This is a genomic window from Sphingobacterium sp. Ag1, from assembly GCF_000988325.1.
GTDB lineage: Bacteria > Bacteroidota > Bacteroidia > Sphingobacteriales > Sphingobacteriaceae > Sphingobacterium.
This window is the reverse complement of sequence record NZ_LBGU01000022.1, coordinates 15615-41941: the sequence shown is the minus strand read 5'-3', so window position 1 is coordinate 41941 and position 26327 is coordinate 15615. Positions and strand designations below refer to the sequence as shown.

The window sequence follows — 26327 nt, the reverse complement described above, 5'->3', positions numbered from 1 at the left end:
ATATTAACAACTAAATTAATCAATTCACACTTTTATGAAACAACATGTGCTCACAACGTTGTGTCTCATAGCCTGTAGTTCGATGCAGTCTTTATATGCACAACAGATCCAAATTGCTGGTAAAATAACAGACAGCAACGGAAAACCAATTAGCGGAGTTACGATTAATGTAAAAGGCGCTAATCAAGGGACATCGACAAACGAAAATGGCCTTTTTACCCTAAGCGCAAACCCCGATGCAACATTGAGTATATCTGCCGTAGGTTATAGCCCACAAGAAGTGCAGGTCAATGGCCGCAAAACTATAAGTATTTCACTTAAAGGTGATGAAAAGGCACTGGACGAAGTCATTGTTATTGCTTATGGAACGGCTAAAAAAAGCACCTATACTGGTTCGGCGGCACAAATAAAATCAGATGCCATTGATAAACAACCTGTCACCTCTTTTGAAAAAGCACTTACCGGTCGTGTCGCGGGCCTACAAATGTCAAATGGATCGGGGCAAGCGGGGGCTACTTCGGCGGTTCGTATTCGAGGCATAGGCTCCATGAACGCATCGAATGAGCCATTATATGTTATTGACGGTGTTCCAGTCATTTCGGGTAGTGTCGGACAAATGGGCGATTACATTGTTAATACAAACAATGTCATGAGCACGTTAAATCCGAGTGATATTGAATCAATCTCTGTGCTTAAGGATGCCGCTGCCTCTTCTCTTTATGGATCCCGGGCCGCAAATGGTGTCATCATCATCACCACCAAAAGGGGTAAAAATGGAGATCCAAAGATCAATGTCAAGTCTTCTATTGGCATTAGCCCTTCCTGGGCAACAAAAAATAATGAACCTGCTTCCGTACAGGATCAAATCAACATGCTGTATAGCGTTTTATATGATTCTAGAATAGCAGCTGGTCAAACCGCTGAACAGGCGAGTAAAAATACTTTATTCCGCTTAAATTCCTTGGACTGGAATCCAAATTCGGCAAATTATGGTAAGCCAACTTCTTCTTATGGTTTTGGTATTCATGGTTATCAATTCAGTACGAATGGAACCACCCAATGGGAGAACGTACATATCTCAGGAAAAACTGATGGTGTCGTGAATAGAGATGGTCAATATTATGACTGGAACAATGCTTTATTCAGAACGGGAATATTCAACAGTAACGATATTTCGGTAAGTGGAGCAACTGAAAAAACCAATTATTATGCTTCCTTAGGCTATACGCAGGACAAAAGTAGGGTGATCGAGAATAATTTTGACAGAATTAATGGCCGGATCAATTTGACGCAAAAGATTGGAAAATATCTTGAATTTGGATCAAATGTCAACTACGCCAAAAACAAGCTTATTGGAATGAATGACACCCGAAATACAGGAACAAATTACCTGTATCAAACCAGTAATTTATTATGGCAGATGTATTGGCCAACGGATTATAAAACTGGTAAGGAATATACGGCTCGCTACGGTAGTCTTGCTTACAATCCTTTATACTACAATAAAGAATGGGAAAACTCTTCGAAAACAAGCAAATTATCAGCTATAGAATCTCTATCATTGAAGTTATTGCCTGAACTTACCTTGAAGACTATTTTCTCCTATGACAGAACAGAGGTCAAAGATCATATTTACTATAGTGCGAAACATTATAACGGAATGGCAGATAATGGCCGTGTTACCGAGGTTTCTACGTCCATTGAGAAATTGGTATCATCCACAACCGCCAATTACAACAAAAGCTTCGGCTTACATCATATCGGGTTGTTAGCAGGCTTCGAGGCTGAAAAAAATACAACGGATTTTATCCGTGCCACGGGTAAAGATCTACCATCCTCTTCCCTTCATACGGTCGCCACTGCAGGTATATTGGATGCATCGGCTTATTCTTGGGGCAATAATATGATGTCTGTACTATCGCGGGCCGAGTACAATTATGATGAACGCTATTTTGCATCAGCATCCTTTAGAAGGGACGGTTCATCACGCTTAGCACCAGGTCCTCGTTGGGGTAATTTTTGGTCTTTAGCCGGCTCCTGGAATCTGGCAAAAGAATCTTTTATTAAAGGGATTGAGGAAATCAATAACCTCAGAATTAGAGGTTCGTATGGCGTAAATGGAACATTACCGACCGATCTTTTTGCCTGGAGAAATCTGACAAGCTATTCCAATAAATACATGACGCAGCCAGGTGGTGGTCTAAATAATCTAGGCAATCCGGACGTCGCTTGGGAGAAAAATTACTCCACAAACGTCGCCTTAGAATTTGGCCTGTTCCGCAACAGACTATTTGGTACTATTGAATATTTTAACAGAGACTCGAAGGACCTACTACAGAACGTTCCGATATCCACAATAACTGGTTTCGGCTCCATACTGCGAAATGTCGGTGAAATGAACAATAAAGGGATCGAGATTGAATTAGGTTCAGATATCGTTAAAAACGAAAATTGGAAATGGACATTAAGTGCAAATGCCGCGATCATCAGATCCAAAATTACAAAATTATATGGTGGACGGGATATCGTTTGGTTCGATCCCACAGGGGGAGACGATAGAGCCCGATTTATTTACCGTGAAGGAGAGTCATCCTTATCATTCTTTGGTTTGGAATGGGCTGGTACCGATCAAACCAATGGCAAAAATGTCTGGTATACAAATGATGGCACTAATGGCGACTTTATATTTAATGGAAAGGCGGCGAGTTATGATTACAAAAAGGCGAAACAGACCATCATCGGAAATGCAAATCCTAAGCTATATGGAGGTATAAACTCTGATGTTGACTACAAAAACTTTTCACTAGGACTGAATTTCGCTTATAAAATAGGTGGTAAACTTTATGACGCTACATCCAAAGATGTTGCCGACGATGGCTATTATTGGGAGCGAATTCATGCGGCTTATTTTACGGAAAACAGCTGGTCACCATCAAATACCGGAGGATCTTACCCAATGGTAACGGGAAGAGATCTGGAAGATGTTAACCAAATCAGTAGCAGGCAGCTATTTGACGCATCCTATCTTAGATTAAAAAACATTTCGTTGAGCTATAGATTACCAAATGAGTTTTTAAAACGGGCCGGCATTTCCAATGCAAGAGTATTTTTCAATGGAAGCAATTTGCTGACTGTTTCGAAATATAAGTATATGGATCCGGAAGTCAACCAGTTTGGTACGCGCGGTTGGGAAACACCATTGGCAAAAACATATACTTTTGGTGTCGAATTTAGTTTTTAATAAAAAAACAGTATTATGAAAAAGCTTTTTATTGCCTCGTGCATAACAATATCATTAGCAATCAGCTCTTGTAGCAACTTTCTGGATGTCACACCTACCAATATGGGTGACTCTAATTCCTCTATCCAAACTGCTGCCGACGCAAAAGTTATCATCAATGGGTTAATGAGTAAAATGGCAAACGTCGCCTACTACGGACGAAATTTCCCGCTCTACGCTGATGCTAAAGGAGGAGACTTTACGATAGCATCTCAGGGTCGCGGTTATGATTATCTTTATGTTTTTAATCATTCAGCCTCTTCTAATCCTTACTCAGGTATCTGGACACAAGGATTTCATACACTTGTACAGATTAATAATCTTTTGACGAATATCGATAAACTAGTCGCTGCCGGTTCAACCGAGAATTTTAATACCTACAAAGGACAAGCATTGACCGCAAGAGCCCTCATCAATTTTGATCTTGTGAGGCTATATGGAAAACCCTACAATATGGATAAATCTTCCCTTGGTATTCCTAATGTGACAAAAGTCCTCGAATATAGTACGCAGGAAAAACGCATTTCTGTTGAAGAAAACTACAAACAAATTGTACAGGATCTAAAGGATGCGGAAAGCATTTTGCCAAAATCTAAATCGGATGGGTATTTTAACTTTTTCGCCAATAAAGCGCTTCAAGCTCGCGTGTACCTTTACATGAACGATTATGAAAACGCGCTAAAATCCGCTCAAGAAGTAATAGACTCCAAAGTTTACACATTATATAGCAATGAAAATTGGGTAAAATCCTGGACAGGTATGTTTGGAACTGAATCTATCTTAGAATTGGGCGTCTATCCGAACGAGGCTGACGCCGGAACAAGTTCATTGGGGGCTATGTTTCGCCGGAAAGGACATGGCAGTACAGCCATATTGGGGAACTTTGTAGCCGCCGACCCTTTCTTGGCTAAACTTAAGAAAGATGACACAGACGTTAGGTGGGGAGTTATGGCTTATGATGAGGTCGGTACCACACATTTAGGTGCAGTCTACAAATACAGCGGTAGTACAACGCTTTCTGGTGATAAAAATTCTGCTGCAAATAGCACCGCTGTCAATATTAAGGTCATCCGGTTATCCGAGGTATATCTTATCGCTGCTGAAGCCGCATTGTTAAAACCGTCGCCTGATAAAGCTCTTGCAGCAAACTACCTCAATGCAATACGCCAACGCTCACCAAAATTGGATGCCGCAACATCAGGTACGATCACTTTAGACATGATCGCCGATGAGAGAAGTAAAGAACTCCTTGGGGAAGGTCATCGTTTCTTTGATATGATGCGTTGGAACAAATCAATAACTTTTGATGATGATTTGGGCAATATCAGTACAACAAATAGACAAAAAACAATTGATAGAACCTTCTTTAAAACCATCCTTCCTATCTCATTGGATGAGATGAATGCAAATCCAGCTATTGCAAATCAACAAAATACTGGCTACTAGCAGTCTCAAAAAGTAAAGGTCACAAGAAATGTTGTGACCTTTGCTTTTTAAATAGTATATTGTTTATTTCTAAAGCACCTGATTTTTATAGTGCCTCTGCAGCGATTTTGTCAAATCGATCACATAGCCATTTATTAAGGCGTACATGATTTTACCTTTTCTATGAAGGAAAAAATCTGCTGCATTTCCCAAGGCTAATCGTTGTGAAAAGTCAACATTTTTCTTCGTTAATACCCTGATTGGAAAGCGATGTAAAAGTTCGTCTGGATTAATTTTATCTATAATAACAGCTGCGTATCCCTTATTAAGTAACCCCATAACGATCGTATCGTCTAAATCTGCCAAGGAAGCAAACGGCTCCAGGTAAATCTTAGCCGGGGCAAACGCCAATCCCGCAGCATCTATATCTACGTAACCATAAAAATCCTGCAGATCGCCAATATCCTCGATTACCCCAACTACACAATAGTCAGATCCTATCGTCTTTTCATTTTGCCGAATGGCAATATCAACAACAATTTGGGTTCCATCCTGCTCAATGGTCAAATTTCTCAATAACACATCATGGAGCTTTTCATCATTAAAGGGAATCGTATCGTAATCGGTAATCGAATACTGTTCAAAGGATTGGTCAGCAATCTCCTCAAATGCTTTTAACAATGCGACGAAATTACATTTTCTGACTATCATTTTTTCGCTATCACCTACATAAGCTCCTGATTCAATTAAAACAGTACGAACTCCCCATTTTTGAAAGTTATCGCCAAAGCCACGTGGTGTATGTTCATCGTCATACTTTGCGACCGCATCGGGTACAACCTCTTGAAGGATCTTATTTATTCCCACAATTACACGCATAGCATCCGCCCGAGTTGCATTGATATTCCGCGCATAATCATAAGCTGGGGCCAACAAGGAAATTGCCACGGGCGTATTTGTCCCAGGAATATTGTAGTAATTGTTTTGGTTGTGCAGGTTAAAGGCAAAATCAGGCTTTAACAACATGGCTTGCTCCTTCAATAGAGCTCCCTCTACAGTTGCAGTAGCCCGAGCGTCCCTGTTCATATCCACATCCATTGCCGTCCTACGTTGAAACCGCTCAGTACCATCTGGGTTTAGCATCGGAATAAAATATAGGGTCAATTTTGATGCTATCTCATTTCGATATGCATCAAAACCATCATCTTTACCTCCAAAGAAATTAAACAGATCAAATAATGCCATTGTCGCTGTAGGCTCATCACCGTGCATTTGTGACCATAAAAGTATTTTGATTGGCCCTTGACCGTATTGTAACCGATAGATCGAACGGCCTTCACTTGATTGACCAATTTCCGTTACAGCAAGGTACCCAGCGCTCCTGATATTTTCCAATAGCGGTAATATATCGCCATGTTTAAATCTTCTATGCATCAAAGCCCTTTCTTCATACAAAGAAAAGGCTTTGATTAAATCATTCTTTACTAATTTCATACTAATCTCTTAATGCAGGCTCCATTAAGGCAATTGTTCCTAGAGAAGCATCCACACGAACTTTTGCACCTACGGGTAAAATAAACTGTTCGGCAATATGCCCAATGACCGCTCCTGTATACGCAGGAATTTTCAAAGGTTTGATATAATCACTGAACAATTGATCAAGTGTTACGGATCCATACCCAGCCGATGGTTTGCAATTGGTGCACTTGCCAAAAATAAAGCCCTTAACTACGCCTAATATACCCGCATTTTTCAATTGGCAGAACATCCGATCTATACGTTCCATATCCTCGTCTACCTCCTCAATAAAAAGAATTTTATCTTTAAAGTCCGGCAGATAAGGCGAACCACATAATCCGGTCAATACGGTCATATTCCCACCCAGCAATATTCCTTCTACTATGCCAGGATGAATTGTTGCTATTCGGTCTTTAGTTTGTACAATCGTATCGCCCTTCAACTTGGGGTTCTCAAATATCGCTGGCTGATTGGCAACAAACTGGGCTTTGAAAGCCTCTGCAAGTTTTTTAGTCCACGTGCTGATACCAACTGCTCCGTGAAATGTAACTAGTCCTGTCTTGGCATACAAGGCCAAAATAAGCGCCGTTATATCTGAATAACCCAATAGAATTTTGGGGTTATTGGAAATCAGTTTATAATCTAGCCGATCTAAAAGGCGCGAAGTACCCGATCCGCCCCTGATACAGACAATCGCTTTGACAGTCTTATCTGCAAACATATCGTGTATGTCGGCAATACGCTCCTGATCGGTACCGGCCAAATTACCATAGCGGCTGCGGATATGTTTACCCTCTTTTACTTTAAAACCCTGTGTCTCGAATATTTCACGTGCAATGCTAATGGACTCTTCCTCATCCAATACACCTGCAGGTGTAATTAAACCTATGGTATCCCCCAATTTTAACCTAGTTGCAAGCAAAGCCGCTTGGCCGTACAATTCATTTTTGTCTCCGGTTGGCAATCCCATTCCCGATACAGGAATAGACAACAGGCTTAAAGCAACCGATTTTAGAAAGGCTCTTTTTTCCATCTTTAAATACTATCGGTTGAACAACAGACGTTCACCAGCACCTTTCTCAATAAGTTGCCCATTGGAGAAAGCAAGTTTACCTGATACAAAAGTATGTTCAATCGTCGAGCTAAATGTGTGTCCCTCAAATGGTGACCAGCCACATTTTGACAGGATATTTGCTTTCGAAACCGTATAAGGTTTATTCAGATCGACCAACACAAGATCGGCCCAATAACCCTCACGAATGTAACCTCTATCTTCGATTTGGAACAATGTAGCCGTATTGTGTGCAGATTTCTGCACCAATTGTTCCAGGGTCATTTTTCCCGCTTTGACCATATCTAACAAGGCTTGCAATGCATGCTGTACAAGAGGTCCTCCGCTTGGCGCTGAAGCATAGGGCTGCGATTTTTCCTCCATTGTATGCGGAGCATGATCTGTCGCTATCACATCGATATGCCCATCTAATAAAGCTTTTAGAATTTGGTCGCGATCATTGGCGGTTTTTACAGCTGGATTCCATTTGATAAAATTACCTTTTGAAGCATAGTCCTGATCAGAAAACCAAAGGTGATGGATACAAGCTTCAGCCGTTATTTTTTTATCCTTTAATGGAATATCATGACTAAATAATGCAATTTCTTTGGCTGTTGATATATGAAGGATATGCAAGCGTGTATTATGCTTTTTTGCCAATTCGACAGCTTTCGACGAGGATAAATAGCAGGCTTCCTCAGAACGAATCAATGGATGCATCTCAATTTTCAATCCGTCCTCACCATATTTTTCCTTAAATAGGGCCAGATTTGCCTTTATCGTCGCCTCGTCTTCACAATGCGTAGCCACCAAGGTCGGAGCATTCGCAAAGATCCCTTCCAACGCTTTTTCATTATCCACCAACATATTCCCTGTAGATGAACCCATAAAAACTTTGATACCACAGACGTCCCTTGGATTAGTTTTAAGCACCTCCTCAAGATTATCATTAGCCGCCCCCATAAAGAATGAGTAATTGGCCAATGCATTTTTTGCTGCAATATCATATTTATCTTGAAGCAACTGCTGGGTCAACGTATTCGGAACAGTATTAGGCATTTCCATGAAGGAGGTTGTCCCACCGGCAACTGCGGCGCGACTCTCATGCCATATATCCGCTTTATAAGTTAACCCGGGTTCTCTAAAATGAACCTGGTCATCGATAAGTCCCGGTAGCAAGTGTAGCCCCTCAGCATTTATCTCCTGATCAGCAGGATGATTAATTTCCTGAGCAATCATTTCGATTCGACCATTGCTGATATATACGTCAGCAACCTCAACTTTACCTTCATTAACTAGTTGTGCAGATTTTATAAGAATAGATGACATGTTGAAATTTTTACTTTGCTTTAGGTCAAAAGTAAAGATTTGTTGCGGTGATATCAAGTCATCTCGAGAAAGAGTTCCCTATAACGATGGCAATTCCTTCACTAAATCCGCTCCTTTCCCCTATGTTAAATTGGAAACATCTGCTCCATATTTGTACAGATTTGGCGCAAGGCGAATCGTATCGAATCTATACTGCGGAAAGTTAATCAATAAAAAAAGAGGCTTTGGCCTCTTTCTCTATTCTTTATCGAATTTGTATCCCACTCCTTTTACAGTGGTTACATAATCGTCTCCTATCTTTTCACGCAGCTTGCGGATGTGAACGTCAATTGTACGGTTAGTCACAACAACAGAATCTTCCCAGATGCTCTTTAAGATCTGTTCACGCGTAAACACCTTATTCGGTTTTGAAGCCAACAAATATAATAGCTCAAACTCTTTCTTTGCAAGAACGATCTTTTGTTCCCCTTTGTAGACTAAGAAAGAATCTCGATCAATAACCAAATCGGCAATTTCAATTTTATCCTGAACGGCAGCATCTGACTCTTCGGAAGCATTTCTTCTTAAGATAGCATTGATGCGGCTCATTAGCGCACGCGGTTTGATCGGCTTTGCAATATAGTCGTCTGCACCGACATGAAATCCTGCGATCTCCGAATACTCTTCGCTTCTAGCAGTCAAAAACACCATGAATGTACTCTTGAATTCAGGCATTGCGCGCATGATGCGACAAGCTTCAATTCCGTCCATCTTTGGCATCATCACATCCAAAATGATGAGGTCCGGATTTACTTGTTTGGCAACGTTGATTGCCTCTTCTCCATTTTGCGCTGTAGAGACCTGATAACCTTCACGATTTAAGTTGAATGCAATTAAATCCAAGATATCTTTTTCGTCATCAACAATTAAAATCTTTTGTTTCGAAGAACTCATTTGTCTTATTTTTTTTGCTAAATTATAAACAAAATGATAACAATCAGTTAATCTAATGTTACCAAATTATTAAGTAATATAATATTTAACAATAACACATTGACTACTTAATTGTTTTCTTCAAAAATGCCTCCAGCTCCTCTCCGCGCAAATTCTTTGCTATAATAATGCCGTTCGGATCGAGAATATAGGAGGTAGGCAAGGCTTTCACACGGTAATCAATAACAACGGGTGAGCTCCAAGCTTTCAAATCTGATACATGTGTCCAAGTCAACTTGTCATCTTCGATAGCACGCATCCACGAACCTGGATTATCGTCAAATGAAACGGAGAGTATATCAAAGCCTTTAGCATGGTAAGTATGGTACAACCTAACGAGATTGGGGTTCTCCTGACGACAAGGCATACACCACGAAGCCCAAAAGTCCACTAAAGTGTATTTACCTTTAAAACTGGACAATTTTACCTCTTTGTTGGAAGGCGTAAATGAAGTCAGTTCGGGAGCAGGTTGCCCAATTGCCATTTTTTTCAGCTTTTGGGTCTCCTCTTTAAACTGTGTCACATATCTGTTCTCCGTAAATTCATTTTTTATTTTCTCTGCATAGGTAATGATTTCATTTTCGGCGACTTCGGGATCTAAGGTAGAGATCGCATAAAAACCTGCAAGATCATTGTGTTTATTAGAGAAATCGACGGCTTTTTTTGTATATGTACGCAATTCTTCAGCAAACTTTGATTTATATTCAGCACGAATCTTTTCGATCTCAGCTGCTGTTGAATTGGCTGTTAGCTTAGAAAACACCGACTGTAAGGAGTCCTGTAGATAATCGCGATAATTTCGCTCTTTGGCAAAAGGCTGTATCGTCTTTGACAATTCAGAACCATCCACCTGATAATCATTTACATCTTTGTGAAGATCTGTCTTAAATGTGATCGTCTCCCCCGGAGAAGCAATCAAATCATACCGATTTTTACCTATACGCAAAGACAACAGTCTGGATTGGCTAGCAGGTCGTATGAACTGAAATTTGTTATTATCGCCAAAAAACATAGAATCCAGCTTGGTATCACCTTCATATAATGAAATAACTTTGATATTGCCAGGATTTTCGACATTTCCAGCGATGGTAAACTGCTCTTTATTTTGGCAACCCATCATCAAACCAACGATCCCTACTGCTAAAAAAACTGCCTTTTTCATCCGTTTATTTTTATTTATTAAGTACCTATTCCCCATTACGCAAATGGCTTTGCTCCGTTTGATTCACGTTACATGTCACAACTTAAAGAATCGTGCAAACGATCAGATTTATCCGGATCTTCCAACGAAGATGTCGAATAAATCTGATGGCTTGGTATTGTATAAAATTTATTTCAAAAAATCTATTGCGCGCTCAATTGCAAGCTTTAATCCAGCAGGGTTCTTACCTCCAGCTGTTGCGAAAAATGGTTGACCACCTCCGCCGCCTTGGATATCCTTCGCTAAATCACGAACAATATGACTTGCGTTCAACCCTTTTTCTTTGGCCAATTCATCTGATATGACAACGGTCAAACTTGGTTTACCTTCAAACTCAGCACCGATGACCAAAAACAAGTTGTTAACCGCCCCCTTAACCGCATAGGCTAGGGTTTTCACAGCTTCGGCATTGGGCAGATCAACAATTGTGGACAAGAAGTTTATAGATCCAACTTGTTGAATCTTCGCTTCCAGATCTGACTTCAATGCCAAGGATTTTTCTGTAATGCTTTTCTCGACTTCTTTCTTCAAAGCGCCATTTTCGTCGATGATTTTACCTAATGCAGAAACGAAATCCTTTGGATTATTCATAAGCTCTTTCAGGTGATGCACCAATTCGAAATGCTCACGGATAACCGAAGCTGAACGAGTTCCGGTAATTGCCTCAATACGACGTACACCGGCTGCAACAGCAGATTCAGAAACAATTTTAAAAAACCCAATTTGACCAGTTGCTTTGACATGCGTACCACCACATAATTCTTTAGAATATTGATCTTCAAAGGTGATCACACGAACAAAATCGCCATACTTTTCACCAAATAGTGCTGTTACACCCGAGTCTAATGCCTGTTGATAAGGGACATTACGTTCCTCTTTCAGCGGAATATTTTCACGAATTTTAGCATTGACAATATCTTCAACTTGTTTAATCTCTTCGTCAGTCATTTTCGCAAAATGAGAGATGTCAAAGCGTAAAATATCGGCGTTGACCAATGATCCCTTTTGATTCACATGGCTTCCTAGCACCTGTTTTAGCGCAGCATGTAATAAATGGGTAGCCGAGTGATTGTTTTCGGTATCGATTCTTTTGGTTTTATCGACCTGAGCAACAAATGTTCCTTTCAATTCTAATGGCAATTTGTTTGTAAAATGTACAAATAGACCATTTTCCTTTTTTGTATCCGTGATATAAATCTTTTCGCCCGTTTCCTCGGAAACCAATTCTCCGGAGTCACCAACTTGGCCACCACCCTCAGCATAAAAAGGACTAACAGAAAGCACCAATTGGAATTGCTCTTTATTTTTTGCTACAACCTTACGGTATTTAATAACCTCTGTAACGGCAGTTAATGTGTCGTAGCCTACGAATTCAAATCCCTCATCATCATTTACCACAACCCAATCACCTGTATCTATAGCAGTGGCAGCACGAGAACGATCCTTTTGAATTTGAAGTGCTTGGTTGAAACCTTCCATATCAACCGTTAGCCCTTTCTCTCGGGCCAATAATTCAGTTAAGTCGATCGGAAATCCGTAAGTATCATAAAGCTCGAAAGCAAAATCACCATTAATTACGCTGTGATCCTCTACATAATTTTCAAATCGTTGGACCCCCGTAGACAATGTTCTTAGGAAAGAAACTTCTTCCTCTAAGATTACTTTCTGTACAAAATCCTGCTGTTGAATCAGTTCGTCGAATACACCGGCAAACTGTGATGCCAACACAGGGACGAGTTCGTTGATAAAAGGAGTCTTAAAACCTAAAAATGTATAAGCATAACGTACCGCGCGACGTAAAATACGACGGATCACATAACCAGCTTTATTATTAGATGGCAATTGACCATCGGCAATTGCAAAACTAACCGCACGAATGTGATCAGACACTACACGCATAGCAATATCAGACTTTTCATCTATACCGTATTTTATGCCTGACTTCCCAGAAATAAAATCAATGGTAGGTGTAAATACATCTGTATCATAATTGGAGGTCTTACCCTGGATACATCGCACCAAACGCTCAAAGCCCATTCCTGTATCAACATGTTTAGCTGGTAATGACTGAAGCGAACCATCTTTCAAGCGATTAAACTGCATAAAAACAAGATTCCAGATCTCAATTACTTGAGGGTGGTCTGCATTGACCAAACTCTGTCCTGAAGTTTGTCTACGCTCTTCTGCACTGCGCATATCGAAGTGAATTTCGGAACAAGGCCCACAAGGTCCTGTCTCGCCCATTTCCCAGAAGTTATCTTTTTTGTTTCCAAGGAGAATTCTATCTTCGCCAATCCACTCTTTCCAGAAATCGAAAGCTTCCATATCACGTTCTAAACCTTCTTTTGCATCCCCTTCAAAAATAGTTACATATAAACGATCCTTGTCTAACTTATATACTTCTGTCAACAGTTCCCAGGCCCAAGCAATAGCTTCTTTCTTAAAGTAATCACCAAAGCTCCAATTTCCTAACATCTCAAACAATGTATGGTGATAGGTATCAATCCCTACTTCTTCCAAATCATTGTGTTTGCCGGAAACACGCAAACAACGTTGTGTATCGGCAACACGTGGAAATTTGATGGGTGCTTCACCAAGAAACAAATCTTTGAATTGATTCATCCCCGCATTGGTAAACATTAATGTAGGGTCATTTTTTACAACTACTGGTGCCGAAGGTACTATCTGATGCCCTTTACTTTTAAAAAAGTCCAGAAAGGCTTGACGAATTTCTCTACTTGTCATTTAATTATCTAAAAATATGTGCAAACTTACTCAAAATTGGTAGGTTATGCAATGTAGAATTCCATATATTGACCTTGAAACGACTGTTTTCTCTAAACGATCAAAAATCAATATTGACTTTTCAAACAAAAAAATCAGGACATAACATACAGACAATTAGGGCACAGGTATTTTATAGGTGATAGAAATCACAAACTGATATTAAATACAACATTTTAAAAGTGTTATTCGTTATTCATATTTGTCTAAAGCTCGTCAAATTCAACATGTAAAACAACAAAAACTATTTGACTTAAGGTCATTCACAATTACATTTGTTTTATTACATTTGATAGTAAGATAGGGAATCTAGTACACTTTCACGCATATTCCCTAAAGGCAAAATAAATAAGATTAGATTTTGTAGATTAAATTCCTTCTAATGAAAAAAAACATTCTACTACCGGTAGATTTTTCGGCTCATTCTAATAATGCTGTAAATTACGCAGTGGATCTTGCTCTCGAAAAAGGATATTCACTCCATCTTTACCACAATTATACTTCGGCTTCTGCAGTATTTGAAGAGGAAAATGGCCGTAATGAGGCTAATTCTTCAACATTCAAAGCTGATATCCTGATCAAAAATCTGGCAGAATCAATAAAATTAAAGCATCCTTCGGTTGAACTAACAACGCAATGTGAGCGCGGTATGATTACAGAAACGCTGCCGGAACTCGCCACTCCTAATCGGTTTGATTTTGTCATCATGGGTACTAAGGGCATCACCAATGACGATAGCCAGCTAATCGGCAGCACAACCTATGTCATCAGCAAAAAAGCCAAGATACCTGTCTTGGCCATTCCAACTGAAGCTACCTTTACACCTATTGACAAAGTTGGTTTACTGTCTAATTTTAAAGAAGAAGAGGTACAGACCGTACAGGATTTTGTTAACATTATCGGCAAAGACTTTGAATTAAAATTGATGCATGTTCACTACGATCATTCATCAGAAAACAGAATCGAAGACAAGCTTGAAGTATGGAAATATAAGATCAAAAAATATATCGGTGTGACCAACATTGCTATCGAGGTCGATTCAATACAGGGTGATATTGAAGACCTCGATACAGTTCCGGAAGTCATTAATGAGATGATCCATGAGGAAAAGATCAAAATATTATTGGTGACACGATCGAGAAAATCGTTCTTTGAACGTGTCTTTACGCGTTCAGTTGCAAAAGCACTATTTAGTCATCCCTTAGTTCCAATATTTTTCACTAAAGCATAACCTTATAGCCATGTCTAAACTATTAATACCCGTAGATTATTCCGAAAACGCACGAATTGCCGCGTTTTATGCAGCTCAAATCGCAGCGACAACACATGATGAGATTACACTCTTTCATTCGTTCACTTCACATATCAACAAATTTGCAAATGCGAAGCATTTAGTGGACCCCACCGAGGGAGAAGCCCGCCATCAGATGGAAAAACTTGTAGCCGAACTTCTACAGGAATATCCTTCGCTTAAAATTTCTACCCTATTTGCCAATGGTATTTTGGCCGAAACATTGGAAAAACAAGAGATAAAAGAGAACTATCAAACCGTGGTTATGGGTACAAAAGGAGTTACCGGACTCGAATCTGTGTTGATCGGAAGCAATACTTATGATGTCATTAAAGAGTCGAAGATCCCCGTTTTAGCCATCCCGAAAAATGCGATAAAATTCAAAAATGACAACATTGCTTTATTGACAAATTTCAAACCCGGAGAACTTGAAGTCCTCAAACAAGCGATACCATTGTACGGAAAAAACTTTCATTTGCAGCTTATTCACATCAATAAAAACGAAATGGAAATCAGCACATTAGGAAATAAACTTGAAAATTGGATTGAAGAGATCATTGCTGAAACCGGTATCGAGGACATTTCCTATATCATCAAATCGCCAAGTTATTTTGCAGGTTCCCGAGAGAATATTGCAAACGGTATTCATACCATTATCAGGGATGAAGATGTTGATGTTATTTTGATTACAAAAAGTAGGAAAACTTTTTTCCAAAACATTTTTACAGAAAATATTGTTAAGCATCTGGCTTTTGAAATTGAGGTGCCAAACTTTTTTGGACGTGTAGAGTAACCAAATAATTTTTGGCAAATTTATTGCAAGAGTGTTCAGTGAGTTAATTTAACAACAGTATTATAGTAGATAATTTTACAAACACGCATTATGAAAATTAGCCTTAAAAAATCAGGATTACTTGTTGCGGCAGGAATTTTATCCACCGCATCCTTTGCGCAAAGCACAAAAGAAGCATCAATTGAGGGCACAACTCCACTAGGTTCGGCAACACAGTACAGAACTTGGTCTATCGGTGTAGGCGCCGGTGTTACCAGCTTGCAGAATATCGCCAAATTTAACAATGGTGGCTATGATAAACTGGATTGGAATTTAGGATATAGTGCTTATATCAAGAAACAAATCTCACCATCTTTCGGACTGAAAGCAACTTATTTCGGAGGAAAGACAGCTGGATATGATAACAGCGACAAGCAAACTGGCTTTGAAACCAAAACACCATGGTCTGTTGCGCTATCGGGTGAGTTCTTGGCAGCTAATACCAACTGGAGATTTTTCAATAGTTTTATCAAACCTTATGCATCGATTGGTGTCGGGGTCATGAATGCTGAAACTGCTGCAATTGCAGGTGGAAACAGAGGCGAATATGGGGATTCCTATTCTAAGATCTTTGTACCCGCAGATTTCGGTTTGAAATTCGCTGTCGCAAAAGGGATCAACTTTGAGTTAGGATACCAATTGAATTGGGCGAATCAACGATTTGACAATCGTTATAATACGAACCCACCCCAACAATACAAAAATGACCTATTCACCTATGCACATGCCGGGCTAGAATTTGCATTGGGCAGCAGCAGCAAGCCTGCATTGAATAATTCAAATCCTGTAGCAACCCTCGTGAATGATTACACAGTTAAATACGATGATTTGAAAGCTCAAAACGATGCATTGAATGCTAAAAATCAAGCTTTGCAAGGTCAACTAGATGGCTTAAACAATGATCTAAAAGATGATGACGGCGACGGTGTTGCCAACAAATATGACAAATGTCCGGGCACGCCTTCAGGTGTTCAGGTTGACGGATCGGGTTGTCCAATTGTTGTGAAAAACGAAACTAAAGTCGTAGAGAAAGTCGTGGTTACTGAGGCAGACAGAAAAGTTGTTGCTGATGCCATTAAAAACCTGGAATTCGATTTGGGCAAAGCAACGATTCGCTCCACTTCGTATGCCACATTGAATAAAGTTGCTGCATTATTAATCGAAAAGAATTTCAGTTTAAAACTCGCAGGTCACACTGATAATACAGGTTCACGTGAATTAAATATGCGCTTATCAAAAGAGCGTGCAGAATCTGTAAAAGCATATTTAGTATCTCAAGGTGCCAATGCGTCGCGTATCGAAGCGACTGGATATGGTCCGGACCAACCAATTGCATCCAATAAAAATGCAGCGGGTCGTCAACAAAACCGCCGCGTTGAGTTCACACTTTATTAATAACTAATAAATTACACCAGCAAAAAGGTGTTTTTAAATTAAAACACCTTTTTGTTTACCAATTGTCATATATCAACTACAAATCGATTGCTAACTTAATTTTTAATCCATTACTTTTGCATCGGTTTTACAAATACAAATTCTATGAAACTAAAATTACAATTAGCACTTGCTTTAGCATCTGCAGGCTTATTTGCCAATACTGCAATTGCTCAAAGTACAAAGGTATCATCTATTGAAGGGACAACCCCATTTGGTCCTGCTACGCAATACAGAACATGGTCTATCGGTATCGGCGCGGGGGTGACAAATCAGACTAACATTGCTGGATTCAATCGTGAAGGATACGACGATCTAGCTTGGAACTTGGGTTACAGTGCCTATATCAAGAAACAAATCTCTCCTTCTTTTGGCATTAAAGCGAGCTACTTTGGTGGTAAAACAGGTGGTGCATTTAAAGATGGTACACAATCTTTTGAAGCGAAAACGCCTTGGTCTGCTGCCTTGTCTGGAGAGTTCCAAGCGGCGAATACCAATTGGAGATTCTTCAACAGTTTTATCAAACCTTATGCGTCAATTGGTGTTGGTGTCATGAATAGCAAAACAACGTTGACGACAGGTTCTACTTCTCAAGAAGCCGATGGTATTTCTAAGATATATGTACCATTGGATATGGGACTTAAATTTGCTGTTGCCAAAGGAATCAACCTTGAGCTCGGATACCAATTAAACTGGGTTAACCAAAACTTCGATGGTATTCGAGGCGGCCAATATAAAAACGATTTATTTACTTACATTCACGGTGGCTTAGAGTTTGCATTGGGCAGCAGCAGCAAACCTGCATTGAACAATTCAAACCCCGTCGCTACTTTAGTGAACGACTACACGGTAAAATATGATGATCTTAAGGCGCAAAATGACGCTTTAAATGCTAAAAACCAAGCGCTACAAAATCAATTGGATGGCCTAAACAGTGACTTGAAAGATGATGATGGCGATGGTGTAGCTAATAAGTATGATAAATGTCCAGGCACACCTTCAGGTGTACAGGTAGACGGCGCAGGTTGTCCAATCGTTGTGAAAAACGAAACTAGAGTGGTTGAAAAGGTTGTTGTGACAGAGGCTGACCGAAAAGTCGTTGCAGATGCCATTAAGAACTTAGAATTCGATTTAGGAAAAGCGACAATACGTCCTACGTCATACGCGACATTGAATAAAGTAGCCGAACTGTTAATCGAGAAAAATTTCAGCTTAAAACTAGCTGGTCACACCGATAATACAGGTTCTCGTGAATTGAACATGCGTTTATCAAAAGAACGTGCTGAATCAGTAAAAGCATACCTTGTATCACAGGGTGCTAATGCATCACGTATTGAAGCTACAGGATATGGTCCTGACCAACCTATCGCATCAAATAAAACTGCGGATGGTCGTCAACAAAACCGCCGCGTAGAGTTTACGCTTTACTAATCGATATTCTTCGATTTATGACAAACCAAAGGCATCACTTCACCGTGATGCCTTTTTTTAATCCCCCCTATAGAACTCTCATTTTGACAGGGTAAAAGCTACATTAGCCCACCCTATTTAAAGCAATTAAACATTTGAACAACAAAAAGATAACACAAGTATCACCAACATAATACGTATTTTTATTTCAGCAAAATTTTAAAAAATGCGTAAATCAAAAATTATTGTTTTAGCTTTTTTTTCATCGTTTCTATTCTCATGCAAGAAAGATACTCCACTTAACGAGCCAGGGTCAAATGCAACCATTAACCGATGGACATTAGACCAGATGAAACAGTACTACTACTGGAACGATAAAATTGAATCAACCGAAGGTTACCAACAAAGGCCGGATTTGTTTTTCAAAGGCATCCTATATCCTGAAGATCATTTTTCAACCATCTTACAAACCCTAAACAGTGACACCTATGGAAATACGCTAACAAATACTTTTGGCTTCGATGTGGTTCAATTACACAATCAGTCGGGACCTATTCAATTAGTAACCCAAGTAGTTCCTTTTAGTGAGGCAGACTTGGCAGGACTTCAAAGGGGAGACAGTCTAACCCATATAAATTCGATATTAATGGATCAGATGAACTTCCAATCACTATTAAACAAATCACTACGTTTACCGGCAATCCAAGTAAAACGGCTTGACGGCAAAATATTCAACCTTCCATCGTCCTATATCTCACAGCCAGTTGTCTATACGTCAAAAGTCATCTCATCTTCGCCCAACGTCGGTTATATTTTTATAAGCCAATTTGATTTCGGCGGAGCCTATTCCTTATTAGAAGTAATAAAAGATTTCAAATCAAAACATATATCGGAATTGATTGTCGATCTCCGATATAATCCAGGCGGTCAAGTCGCCTTCGCCTCATTCTGCGCACTATTAATGGCGGATGTTAAAGAAAATGATATTTTTGCCAGATATCGCGGAAACAAAAATCTTAAATCCATTGAAGACACGTTTGAAGCAACGCTAAAGAGACAACCAGACGGCTATTCCTTTGTCGCTACCGAGATACTAAAACAAGGTTTACAACTAAAGAGAATCTTTATCCTGACCGGCCCGAATACGGCTTCCGCATCCGAAATGATGATTAATGGATTAAGTCCATATATCCAAATTGTTCAGGTTGGCGCCAGGACCTATGGTAAAGATATGGCTTCAACAACCATTTCCACCCCCGAAGAGATCCACGGTACTGAGCGCTCCTGGCATTTGATCCCCATGGTCTATAAAATCTACAATAATATTGGGCAAGGAGATTATGGCAATGGGATTACTCCGCAGAAAGTAACGGATGAGTTTGCCTATTTACCTTTGGTTCCAATAGGTGACAATAGAGATCCACTAATACAGGAAGTCTTGAAAATAATCAATACTAAAAACACACGTGCTAAAAGGGCTGTTCTTACGTCTGAAAAAATGAGTGTCTTAAGTCCCAAATATATAGGCAGCAGCTATCAGACAAGACCTATTGATGTAAGCATACAGGATAAGTCAAAAAAATAGTTTAATCAATGCGCACAGGAGTTTAACGAATTAATCACCATCCGAAGGCTAGATCCTGTTTGTCCATTTTTGGCTAATTTACGAAGAGGGCGAGACAGGATTTCAGAACGAATGCAGCGTTCTTTCGTTTCGTAGTCCCGCACGACTCCCTCCAATTGTTGCAATAGTTGCCTATATTGACTATATAGCTCATTAAGATTCGCAAATTCTCCACGCAGTTTAGCAAGCACTTCTACATCCATAACATCGACTACTTCTCCTTGAATTTTAATAGAAATAGCCAATAGTTTTCGATGTTTTAAATCACTGATGCCTCTCATAATAATTGTTTAGTTTTAACCTAATTATCGACAGCACATTTTTTCTACCAAAGTTATTTATTTCTGCAACCAGATATTATCGAGGCTATAGCCAATACCGCCAATTTCTGAGACTGCGTCCACATCTAAAGGAGCATCAGATTCTTTTTGCGGGAGATACACAACAGCTACGCCTACTGAAAAGTAAAAAAACAAATACACTTTTTGCCCATCGATAAGAATGGGTTTAGAATCCTTATCCAATACTTGCGCCTTTGCAGCAAAAATTGGGTCTACGGGTATCTTGATAAATTTATCGGGGATTTTATCCGATATCAGGTCAGTGGTTAAAATTGGAGTTTCATCATATTTCACCAGATCCATACCCCAACTTTCGTCAAAAACAGGCTTACCTTGATAAACTGCCAATCGAATGGGTTCACCATTGGGCGAGATCGTCTTATTAAAATTCAATATTTTAACCTGCATCACACCACGAATAGGCTGCACATCATCACCCAAAGGGTTTTCGCCCACCACGAGTGAAGGATCGATAGGACTTTTGCTATGCACGCCAAAGGTATTTAGTCCGGATTTGATGGATAAGCGTTGCTCCAGCGTTTTCTGCCCCTTGCTATCAAAAGCAACGACCAATGAAGAGTCAGCATCTTTATTTCGTATAAAAATAAAATTGGTATTGTCGTTGTTCGCAACTTTTCCATCTACGGTTACTCGCTTTATATCTACTGATGCGGAGCTATAAGATTTAAAAGTAATACGGGCCAGGTCCTCTTCACCTTGAACTAACTCACCTTTCTGACAGGAGTACAGCCCCCATCCGGTCCAAAGGACAATAAAATAGAAAAATATATTTTTTATCATATACAAAGCATTAAAAAGTGAGCCATTAAAATGGCCCACTCAACAAATGGTAATTAATAATTTTTTGGATCAAATTGAGTCCAAGTTGCCGTCCAAGGAGCAGTTGTTGGATGAAATGCACCACTATAGGTTGTCGTTCCATTACCATACGCTGGTGATGTAGAAAGAGGTCTTAGGAATGCAGGATTAAACAAGGACGCCGTTGGATAAAAAATATTGACACCACCCGCTAGCTTTAAGTAAGCAGCAGCATCAGCTGAGACATTAGTTTGGTTCCCAGTCGGCGTAGCACCGCTAAACGCGGCAGTATAAGCATGCACAACATTACCAGAGAATGTACCTGTCGCGCCATCCTGAAATGCTGCACCTGTTGCATAACCAGCAATAATTGAGTTTTGGATATCATATTCCGTAGCTCTTCTCCAACGGTTACCGAATTTCAATTTAGAACTCGCCACTGTCACATCCTTAATACCTAGGAATGTAAAGTTCTTTAATACCGGACGAGTCTTAGGTGTAGCAGCATATGGAGCTGTACCTTCATTATCCGATTCCAAGCCATTTGAATCAGAGCTACCGCCCGAAGTACTGTTGGTCGAATTTGGATCTTTTAGTGATAATGCATATTGAATTGTACCAGTATACCCGTGGTCAAAATCAAAATCATCATCGTCATTTGATAAGGCAACTAAGTATTTTGCATTTACAGTACCACCAAAGAATTCAAATCCATCATCTTTACCCCAAGACACCTGGATGTTTTCCAAAGTAGTACCCGTACCAACACCACCTAAAGTCAATCCATTAATTTCATTATCCGCAGTTAAATTATAACCGGCAAATTCAATACGTACGTATTTCAATGAACCGGAATTATCGGCAGCATTTGTACCGCCATAAGTTACATCTACTCCAACAGGTTGCGGAATACCTTCAATTCTTTTTGTAGACGCTTGGTTTGTTGTTGCATTCCCCAATAACACCACACCTCCAGAATCACCAGGATTACGAGATCCTCCCGCATTTGGAGAAGTAAAAACGATCGGCGCAGCAGCGGTACCGTTAGCGATCAATTTAGCTGTTTTAGGCACGACTAAAACACCTTTGATATTTTGTGTCAACCCAGTGATTTGATCATTATACGCTTTAGTTACTCCAGAAGTAATATATGTACCAGCTTGAATAGTTAATGTAGCACCTGGTTTTACAAAAGCCACACCGTCAATCTTCCATACGGTATCAGCAGAAAGCGTTGTTTTAGTAATAATACCGGCAGCGTCTGTTGGAATTGTTGCTTGAGGTTTGTTTGGCAAACCAGCATTCAAATCTGAATTAGGTCCTACATTGTCTTTGTTACAAGAAGCTAATGCGATTGCGCATACGCTTGCTACTGTTAAGATTTTTTTCATTTTGCGTTAAATAATTACTAGTTTTGCCATCACAAGATCATTTTTTAGACTATGCACCCTATGGGATAGCATTTCATAAGGTTGCATAGTTGTTTTCAATCACCCGTTTTTTTGTTTCTGTTTTTATTTTCCTGTTGTGCTAGTTGGACAATCCCGGAACTCATGTACATTATTAAGGAGTGATGTGAAACTGCCTCGCGCAGTCATTTATTTTAAAAGCTATAAGTCACCGAAAAATTAAATCTCCGCCCATCCTTTTTACGATAGGTTATAATATCGTCATCTGCTCTATTATATCTATTATCCCCTCTAACGAGCTTAAAGATTTTCTCTCCATCGTTGCCGATGGATTCACTGTAAGCAGATTGGTTCTGATAAAACCTTGTCCATTCATCTAAGAGGTTGGCAGCATTGAATTTTACTTCCAGTTGTTGGTTTAAAAAACGTTTATAGACTTGAAGATCGAGCTGTTTTGGCGCAAGCTCATACTCCACTCTATTGGGATTAACAGAAGCTGTGTTGGTGCGGTACCCCCTATGGTTGTAACTTGCTGTTATTCCAAAATCATCCCCCCAATACCCCATCCCCACATTCAACAGCCAAGGAGATTGCCCCATTAGTGGGCGATCTTGATTCGGCGCCCTATTTTTTTGCCTTTCTGCCAATGTTACATTATCAACCAGCTTATGCCTCCATTGGCTCAATGCATTTACTTCGGATTTCAACAATGTTCCATTGGCGTTTATAAAAGCTTTAGACAACCAATCAGCCGCTCCAAGAAAACTTAGGCTTTTACGGATTTCAAATTCTAACCCCATATTCTTAGCAGACTCCATATTATTGAAAACATAAGCACTTCCAGGACTGACATCCTCATTTTCAATTAATTCAATCGGTTTATCCAAATACTTATAAAATCCTGTTAAGGAAATAATCTCTCCTGGACTCGGATACCATTCCAAGCGCATATCAACATTGTCGATAAAAGTTGACTCTACATTATCCCCTGAAACGATCGCATCTAACTCAAAATCATAAAACCCAAAGAAGCCTGTTTCCCTAAAATCTGGGCGAATCGCTGTTTTTGAGTAACTTCCGCGTAGATTAAAGGTATTACTAACACTGTAGGTGGCATTTATGGATGGTAATAGTTTCCAGTTTTTTTCGCGGATCATCAGTTTATATAAGAGGAGTTTATTATTATCCTCATTGGGATCTCCATTCTGTTTCCTAAACATTTCATCCTGCCGATTTTGTAAATTATAATACTCGGCACGAATCCCATACACCACCCTTAACTTATTCCAAAACTTCTGATCGAACATTAAATATCCCGCATGCGAACTCATCGTTCCATCGTAAACATTTCCCCCAATGGGTTCTGGATAATAGTAAGCCTGACCGACACCATTCCCAATATTGGCTGCAGAAAACAAAACATCGTAAGGTATTTCTATTGGTGGAGCTGCTTTGGAGGGGTCGTTAGGCATATAAGACCTGGTAAAAGGCAATAGCCTAAAAACAGACAGATCACGATTTTTCTGCCAGCCTTGATAACCAATTTTTACCAATGTACTGACTGGTTTTCCTGCTCCGAACATACGCGAAAATGCCATCGCCCAATTAAAATCATGTTCATTAATCTCGGTCCACATGCGAGAATCGAATCCTATTTCCGAATGATTGGACCAATTGGAAAGACTCAATAAATTGGGACTCTGAAAGATATATTTATCATCCAATATTGTTGTCAATCCATACCGCAATTTACGCTCATCCAAAATCTGCTGCTTGATTCTGTTATAGGCCAACATACCCTCAGCCTTTACATTCCAAGGCAATTGATACTCACCGCTTAACTGATGTTGTTGTAAGGACATTGCCTCAGGCAATTGATATTGATTTTTAGTTGGAGGATTACTCAAATTTGTAAAGATCGACCGAATGTTTTCACTATAGTTATTATTGAACGTACGGGCATACATGTTTTTAAATGCAAGTTTGAAATCCTGCCCCTTCAATCCAAAATTCGCTACCAGTCCACTGCTACTATTAAAACGATAGGAAGTCCCAGCCCCATTTTGACCGATGGTGTCACTCTCAATCATATGCTGCTTTTCTCCGTATAAATTGATGATATTAGATCCCCTAACATTATTGAAAGGGATGATATTCTGTTCATTCCGAATATTTGCAGAAGTAGAGAACCCAAATAACAATCCATTTGAAAAACCATATCGTCGCCCCAATGCAATCCGTAAATTTTGATTTGGGCTGGCTCTATAACGATATAATTTCATCCCATCTGCATTAACAAGTTTTGATTGTGCTATGGCATCAATCTGATTATACTTCACATTCGAACCGGGCATCAGAAACTCCTCATTTAACTTTGAATCATCCAAAATATACCCCGGGGGGGCATCTAAACGCCTCGCTTCACCGTTCCAAAACCAGGGCAGGACGCTTTCAGGTCGTTTGGATGACGAGTGAATAAATCCAAAAAATTCCGATGATCTACGCTCCCCGAGACGATAAAAGTCTTTCCCAGTCGTACGGGAGTTTCCACCAATTCCATATTGTATTGTCGTAAAATTCTTCTCGGGAATATCTAATGTATTCACCGAAACCTGTCCACCGGAGAATTCGGCCGACACATCCGGTGTTGCAGTTTTATTGACAACAACAGAACTTACCATCTCCGTCGGAATAATATCAAAGGAAAAATCACGTCTATTCTGCGATGTGCTCGGGATCACAACACCATCGAGCATCGCCTGATTATAACGATCGGACATGCCCCTCACAATTACATTTCTGTTGTTTACAGTTGTTAGTCCTGTCACACGTTTTAACACCTGGCCCATATCATTATCAGGTGTGCGGCTGATTTGTTCAGCAGAGATTCCATCGGTCACTGAAGCCGCATTTTTTTGTGCTGCATAGAGCCCTGCAACAGATGCTTTTTTGAATGGAATAGTAACAACTGCAGTTTCCAATGCATTTATCTGCGCTTTCATGGCAATATTTAGTGAAATGCGCTGTCCTGATTCCACTTTCACGCCCTCAATACGTTGTGTGCGGTAGGACAAGTAGCTCACTTCCAACACATACATACCTGGTTCTGTGACAATAACATAACTACCATCTACACTCGTCTGTACAGCTTTATTGAGACCAATCAATCTAATACTTGCGTTGGCAAGCGGCTGTCCACGATCATCAAAGACTTTTCCGGAGATACGTCCGTTTTGTTGTACGCTTTTTTCAACCAACGTAATATATACCCCATTGTCATGCGCTATCAAACTTGTCTCCTGGAGAAGATAACGCATGACATCTTTGACATTACTATTTTTAAAAATCTTAGCACTAACTTTTTTACGCGATAGATTATATTTTGAGGCATCAAAAGCAATATGTATATCCTGAGATTCCAGGCGCTCAAAAGCCTTCGGAATAGTAGATTCGTTAAAGGAAATGGAAATTTCTCGATTCAACAGCTGTCCGTGTACGACAGAGGCCAAGAGTATTTCGACAGAAACTATCGATAGAAGTAATCCGACCAGCGATGTCTTTATCATAAACTTAATATCGTTTTGCGTAACGTATTGGTTAAATTTCA

Annotated in this window: 17 protein-coding genes; 7 read left to right on the top strand and 10 right to left on the bottom strand. The window is 39.8% G+C overall.

The window, feature by feature from the left end:
- The first annotated feature begins 34 nt into the window (after positions 1–34).
- Together AAW12_RS03360 and AAW12_RS03355 are read left to right on the top strand one after the other, a co-directional pair.
- Positions 35–3241, top strand: coding sequence for a SusC/RagA family TonB-linked outer membrane protein (locus AAW12_RS03360; protein WP_046672200.1), 3207 nt, complete (start codon positions 35–37; stop codon positions 3239–3241).
- A 15-nt stretch (positions 3242–3256) separates the two neighbouring features.
- The gene (locus AAW12_RS03355; protein WP_046672199.1) at positions 3257–4726 is read left to right on the top strand and encodes a RagB/SusD family nutrient uptake outer membrane protein; all 1470 of its coding nucleotides are present in this window, start codon (positions 3257–3259) and stop codon (positions 4724–4726) included.
- A 69-nt stretch (positions 4727–4795) separates the two neighbouring features.
- On the opposite strand, the gene AAW12_RS03350 is transcribed toward AAW12_RS03355, so the two are convergent.
- The 6 genes from AAW12_RS03350 to alaS form a co-directional block, all read right to left on the bottom strand.
- Positions 4796–6199: a M14 family zinc carboxypeptidase gene (locus AAW12_RS03350; RefSeq protein ID WP_084823064.1), complete on the bottom strand. Its 1404-nt coding sequence runs from the start codon at positions 6197–6199 to the stop codon at positions 4796–4798.
- Between the two features lies 1 nt (position 6200).
- Complete coding sequence (locus tag AAW12_RS03345) at positions 6201–7256, bottom strand: LD-carboxypeptidase (RefSeq protein ID WP_046672197.1); 1056 nt, start codon at positions 7254–7256, stop codon at positions 6201–6203.
- Between the two features lie 9 nt (positions 7257–7265).
- On the bottom strand, positions 7266–8603 hold the full coding sequence (locus AAW12_RS03340; protein ID WP_046672196.1) for a dihydroorotase: 1338 nt from the start codon (positions 8601–8603) through the stop codon (positions 7266–7268).
- A 237-nt stretch (positions 8604–8840) separates the two neighbouring features.
- Entirely contained in the window at positions 8841–9536 is a 696-nt protein-coding gene (locus AAW12_RS03335) for a response regulator transcription factor (RefSeq protein WP_046672195.1), read from the bottom strand.
- 103 nt (positions 9537–9639) lie between these two features.
- The gene (locus AAW12_RS03330; RefSeq protein WP_046672233.1) at positions 9640–10737 is read right to left on the bottom strand and encodes a TlpA family protein disulfide reductase; all 1098 of its coding nucleotides are present in this window, start codon (positions 10735–10737) and stop codon (positions 9640–9642) included.
- 168 nt (positions 10738–10905) lie between these two features.
- On the bottom strand, positions 10906–13521 hold the full coding sequence (alaS, locus tag AAW12_RS03325; protein ID WP_046672194.1) for an alanine--tRNA ligase: 2616 nt from the start codon (positions 13519–13521) through the stop codon (positions 10906–10908).
- Between the two features lie 421 nt (positions 13522–13942).
- On the opposite strand from alaS, the gene AAW12_RS03320 reads away from it, so the two are divergent.
- From AAW12_RS03320 to AAW12_RS03300, 5 genes are all read left to right on the top strand, one after another.
- Entirely contained in the window at positions 13943–14791 is an 849-nt protein-coding gene (locus AAW12_RS03320; RefSeq protein ID WP_046672193.1) for a universal stress protein, read from the top strand.
- A gap of 10 nt (positions 14792–14801) precedes the next feature.
- Positions 14802–15644: a universal stress protein gene (locus AAW12_RS03315; protein ID WP_046672192.1), complete on the top strand. Its 843-nt coding sequence runs from the start codon at positions 14802–14804 to the stop codon at positions 15642–15644.
- Positions 15645–15734: 90 nt separating this feature from the next.
- Entirely contained in the window at positions 15735–17078 is a 1344-nt protein-coding gene (locus AAW12_RS03310) for an OmpA family protein (protein ID WP_046672191.1), read from the top strand.
- Positions 17079–17222: 144 nt separating this feature from the next.
- Complete coding sequence (locus AAW12_RS03305) at positions 17223–18548, top strand: OmpA family protein (protein WP_046672190.1); 1326 nt, start codon at positions 17223–17225, stop codon at positions 18546–18548.
- A 205-nt stretch (positions 18549–18753) separates the two neighbouring features.
- Entirely contained in the window at positions 18754–20112 is a 1359-nt protein-coding gene (locus AAW12_RS03300; protein WP_053003513.1) for a S41 family peptidase, read from the top strand.
- Between the two features lie 5 nt (positions 20113–20117).
- Here AAW12_RS03300 and AAW12_RS03295 read toward each other — a convergent pair whose 3' ends face one another.
- The 4 genes from AAW12_RS03295 to AAW12_RS03280 all read right to left on the bottom strand — a co-directional run bounded on the left by AAW12_RS03295 (position 20118) and on the right by AAW12_RS03280 (position 26286).
- On the bottom strand, positions 20118–20432 hold the full coding sequence (locus tag AAW12_RS03295; RefSeq protein ID WP_046672189.1) for a hypothetical protein: 315 nt from the start codon (positions 20430–20432) through the stop codon (positions 20118–20120).
- 57 nt (positions 20433–20489) lie between these two features.
- Positions 20490–21293, bottom strand: a complete 804-nt coding sequence (locus AAW12_RS03290; RefSeq protein ID WP_046672188.1) for a hypothetical protein — start codon at positions 21291–21293, stop codon at positions 20490–20492.
- A gap of 53 nt (positions 21294–21346) precedes the next feature.
- The gene (locus tag AAW12_RS03285; protein ID WP_046672187.1) at positions 21347–22702 is read right to left on the bottom strand and encodes a hypothetical protein; all 1356 of its coding nucleotides are present in this window, start codon (positions 22700–22702) and stop codon (positions 21347–21349) included.
- 212 nt (positions 22703–22914) lie between these two features.
- Entirely contained in the window at positions 22915–26286 is a 3372-nt protein-coding gene (locus AAW12_RS03280) for a TonB-dependent receptor (RefSeq protein ID WP_231585194.1), read from the bottom strand.
- Positions 26287–26327 lie beyond the last annotated feature (41 nt).

What these genes read in the sequence shown, in the direction of transcription:
- AAW12_RS03320 (WP_046672193.1), top strand. Translation starts at nt 13,943, where the DNA reads ATGAAAAAAAACATTCTACTACCGGTAGATTTTTCGGCTCATTCTAAT.
- AAW12_RS03305 (WP_046672190.1), top strand. Translation starts at nt 17,223, where the DNA reads ATGAAACTAAAATTACAATTAGCACTTGCTTTAGCATCTGCAGGCTTA.
- AAW12_RS03340 (WP_046672196.1), bottom strand. Translation starts at nt 8,603, where the DNA reads ATGTCATCTATTCTTATAAAATCTGCACAACTAGTTAATGAAGGTAAA.
- AAW12_RS03355 (WP_046672199.1), top strand. Translation starts at nt 3,257, where the DNA reads ATGAAAAAGCTTTTTATTGCCTCGTGCATAACAATATCATTAGCAATC.
- AAW12_RS03360 (WP_046672200.1), top strand. Translation starts at nt 35, where the DNA reads ATGAAACAACATGTGCTCACAACGTTGTGTCTCATAGCCTGTAGTTCG.
- AAW12_RS03315 (WP_046672192.1), top strand. Translation starts at nt 14,802, where the DNA reads ATGTCTAAACTATTAATACCCGTAGATTATTCCGAAAACGCACGAATT.
- AAW12_RS03335 (WP_046672195.1), bottom strand. Translation starts at nt 9,536, where the DNA reads ATGAGTTCTTCGAAACAAAAGATTTTAATTGTTGATGACGAAAAAGAT.
- AAW12_RS03330 (WP_046672233.1), bottom strand. Translation starts at nt 10,737, where the DNA reads ATGAAAAAGGCAGTTTTTTTAGCAGTAGGGATCGTTGGTTTGATGATG.
- AAW12_RS03345 (WP_046672197.1), bottom strand. Translation starts at nt 7,256, where the DNA reads ATGGAAAAAAGAGCCTTTCTAAAATCGGTTGCTTTAAGCCTGTTGTCT.
- AAW12_RS03310 (WP_046672191.1), top strand. Translation starts at nt 15,735, where the DNA reads ATGAAAATTAGCCTTAAAAAATCAGGATTACTTGTTGCGGCAGGAATT.
- AAW12_RS03290 (WP_046672188.1), bottom strand. Translation starts at nt 21,293, where the DNA reads ATGATAAAAAATATATTTTTCTATTTTATTGTCCTTTGGACCGGATGG.
- AAW12_RS03350 (WP_084823064.1), bottom strand. Translation starts at nt 6,199, where the DNA reads ATGAAATTAGTAAAGAATGATTTAATCAAAGCCTTTTCTTTGTATGAA.
- alaS (WP_046672194.1), bottom strand. Translation starts at nt 13,521, where the DNA reads ATGACAAGTAGAGAAATTCGTCAAGCCTTTCTGGACTTTTTTAAAAGT.
- AAW12_RS03285 (WP_046672187.1), bottom strand. Translation starts at nt 22,702, where the DNA reads ATGAAAAAAATCTTAACAGTAGCAAGCGTATGCGCAATCGCATTAGCT.
- AAW12_RS03295 (WP_046672189.1), bottom strand. Translation starts at nt 20,432, where the DNA reads ATGAGAGGCATCAGTGATTTAAAACATCGAAAACTATTGGCTATTTCT.
- AAW12_RS03300 (WP_053003513.1), top strand. Translation starts at nt 18,754, where the DNA reads ATGCGTAAATCAAAAATTATTGTTTTAGCTTTTTTTTCATCGTTTCTA.
- AAW12_RS03280 (WP_231585194.1), bottom strand. Translation starts at nt 26,286, where the DNA reads ATGATAAAGACATCGCTGGTCGGATTACTTCTATCGATAGTTTCTGTC.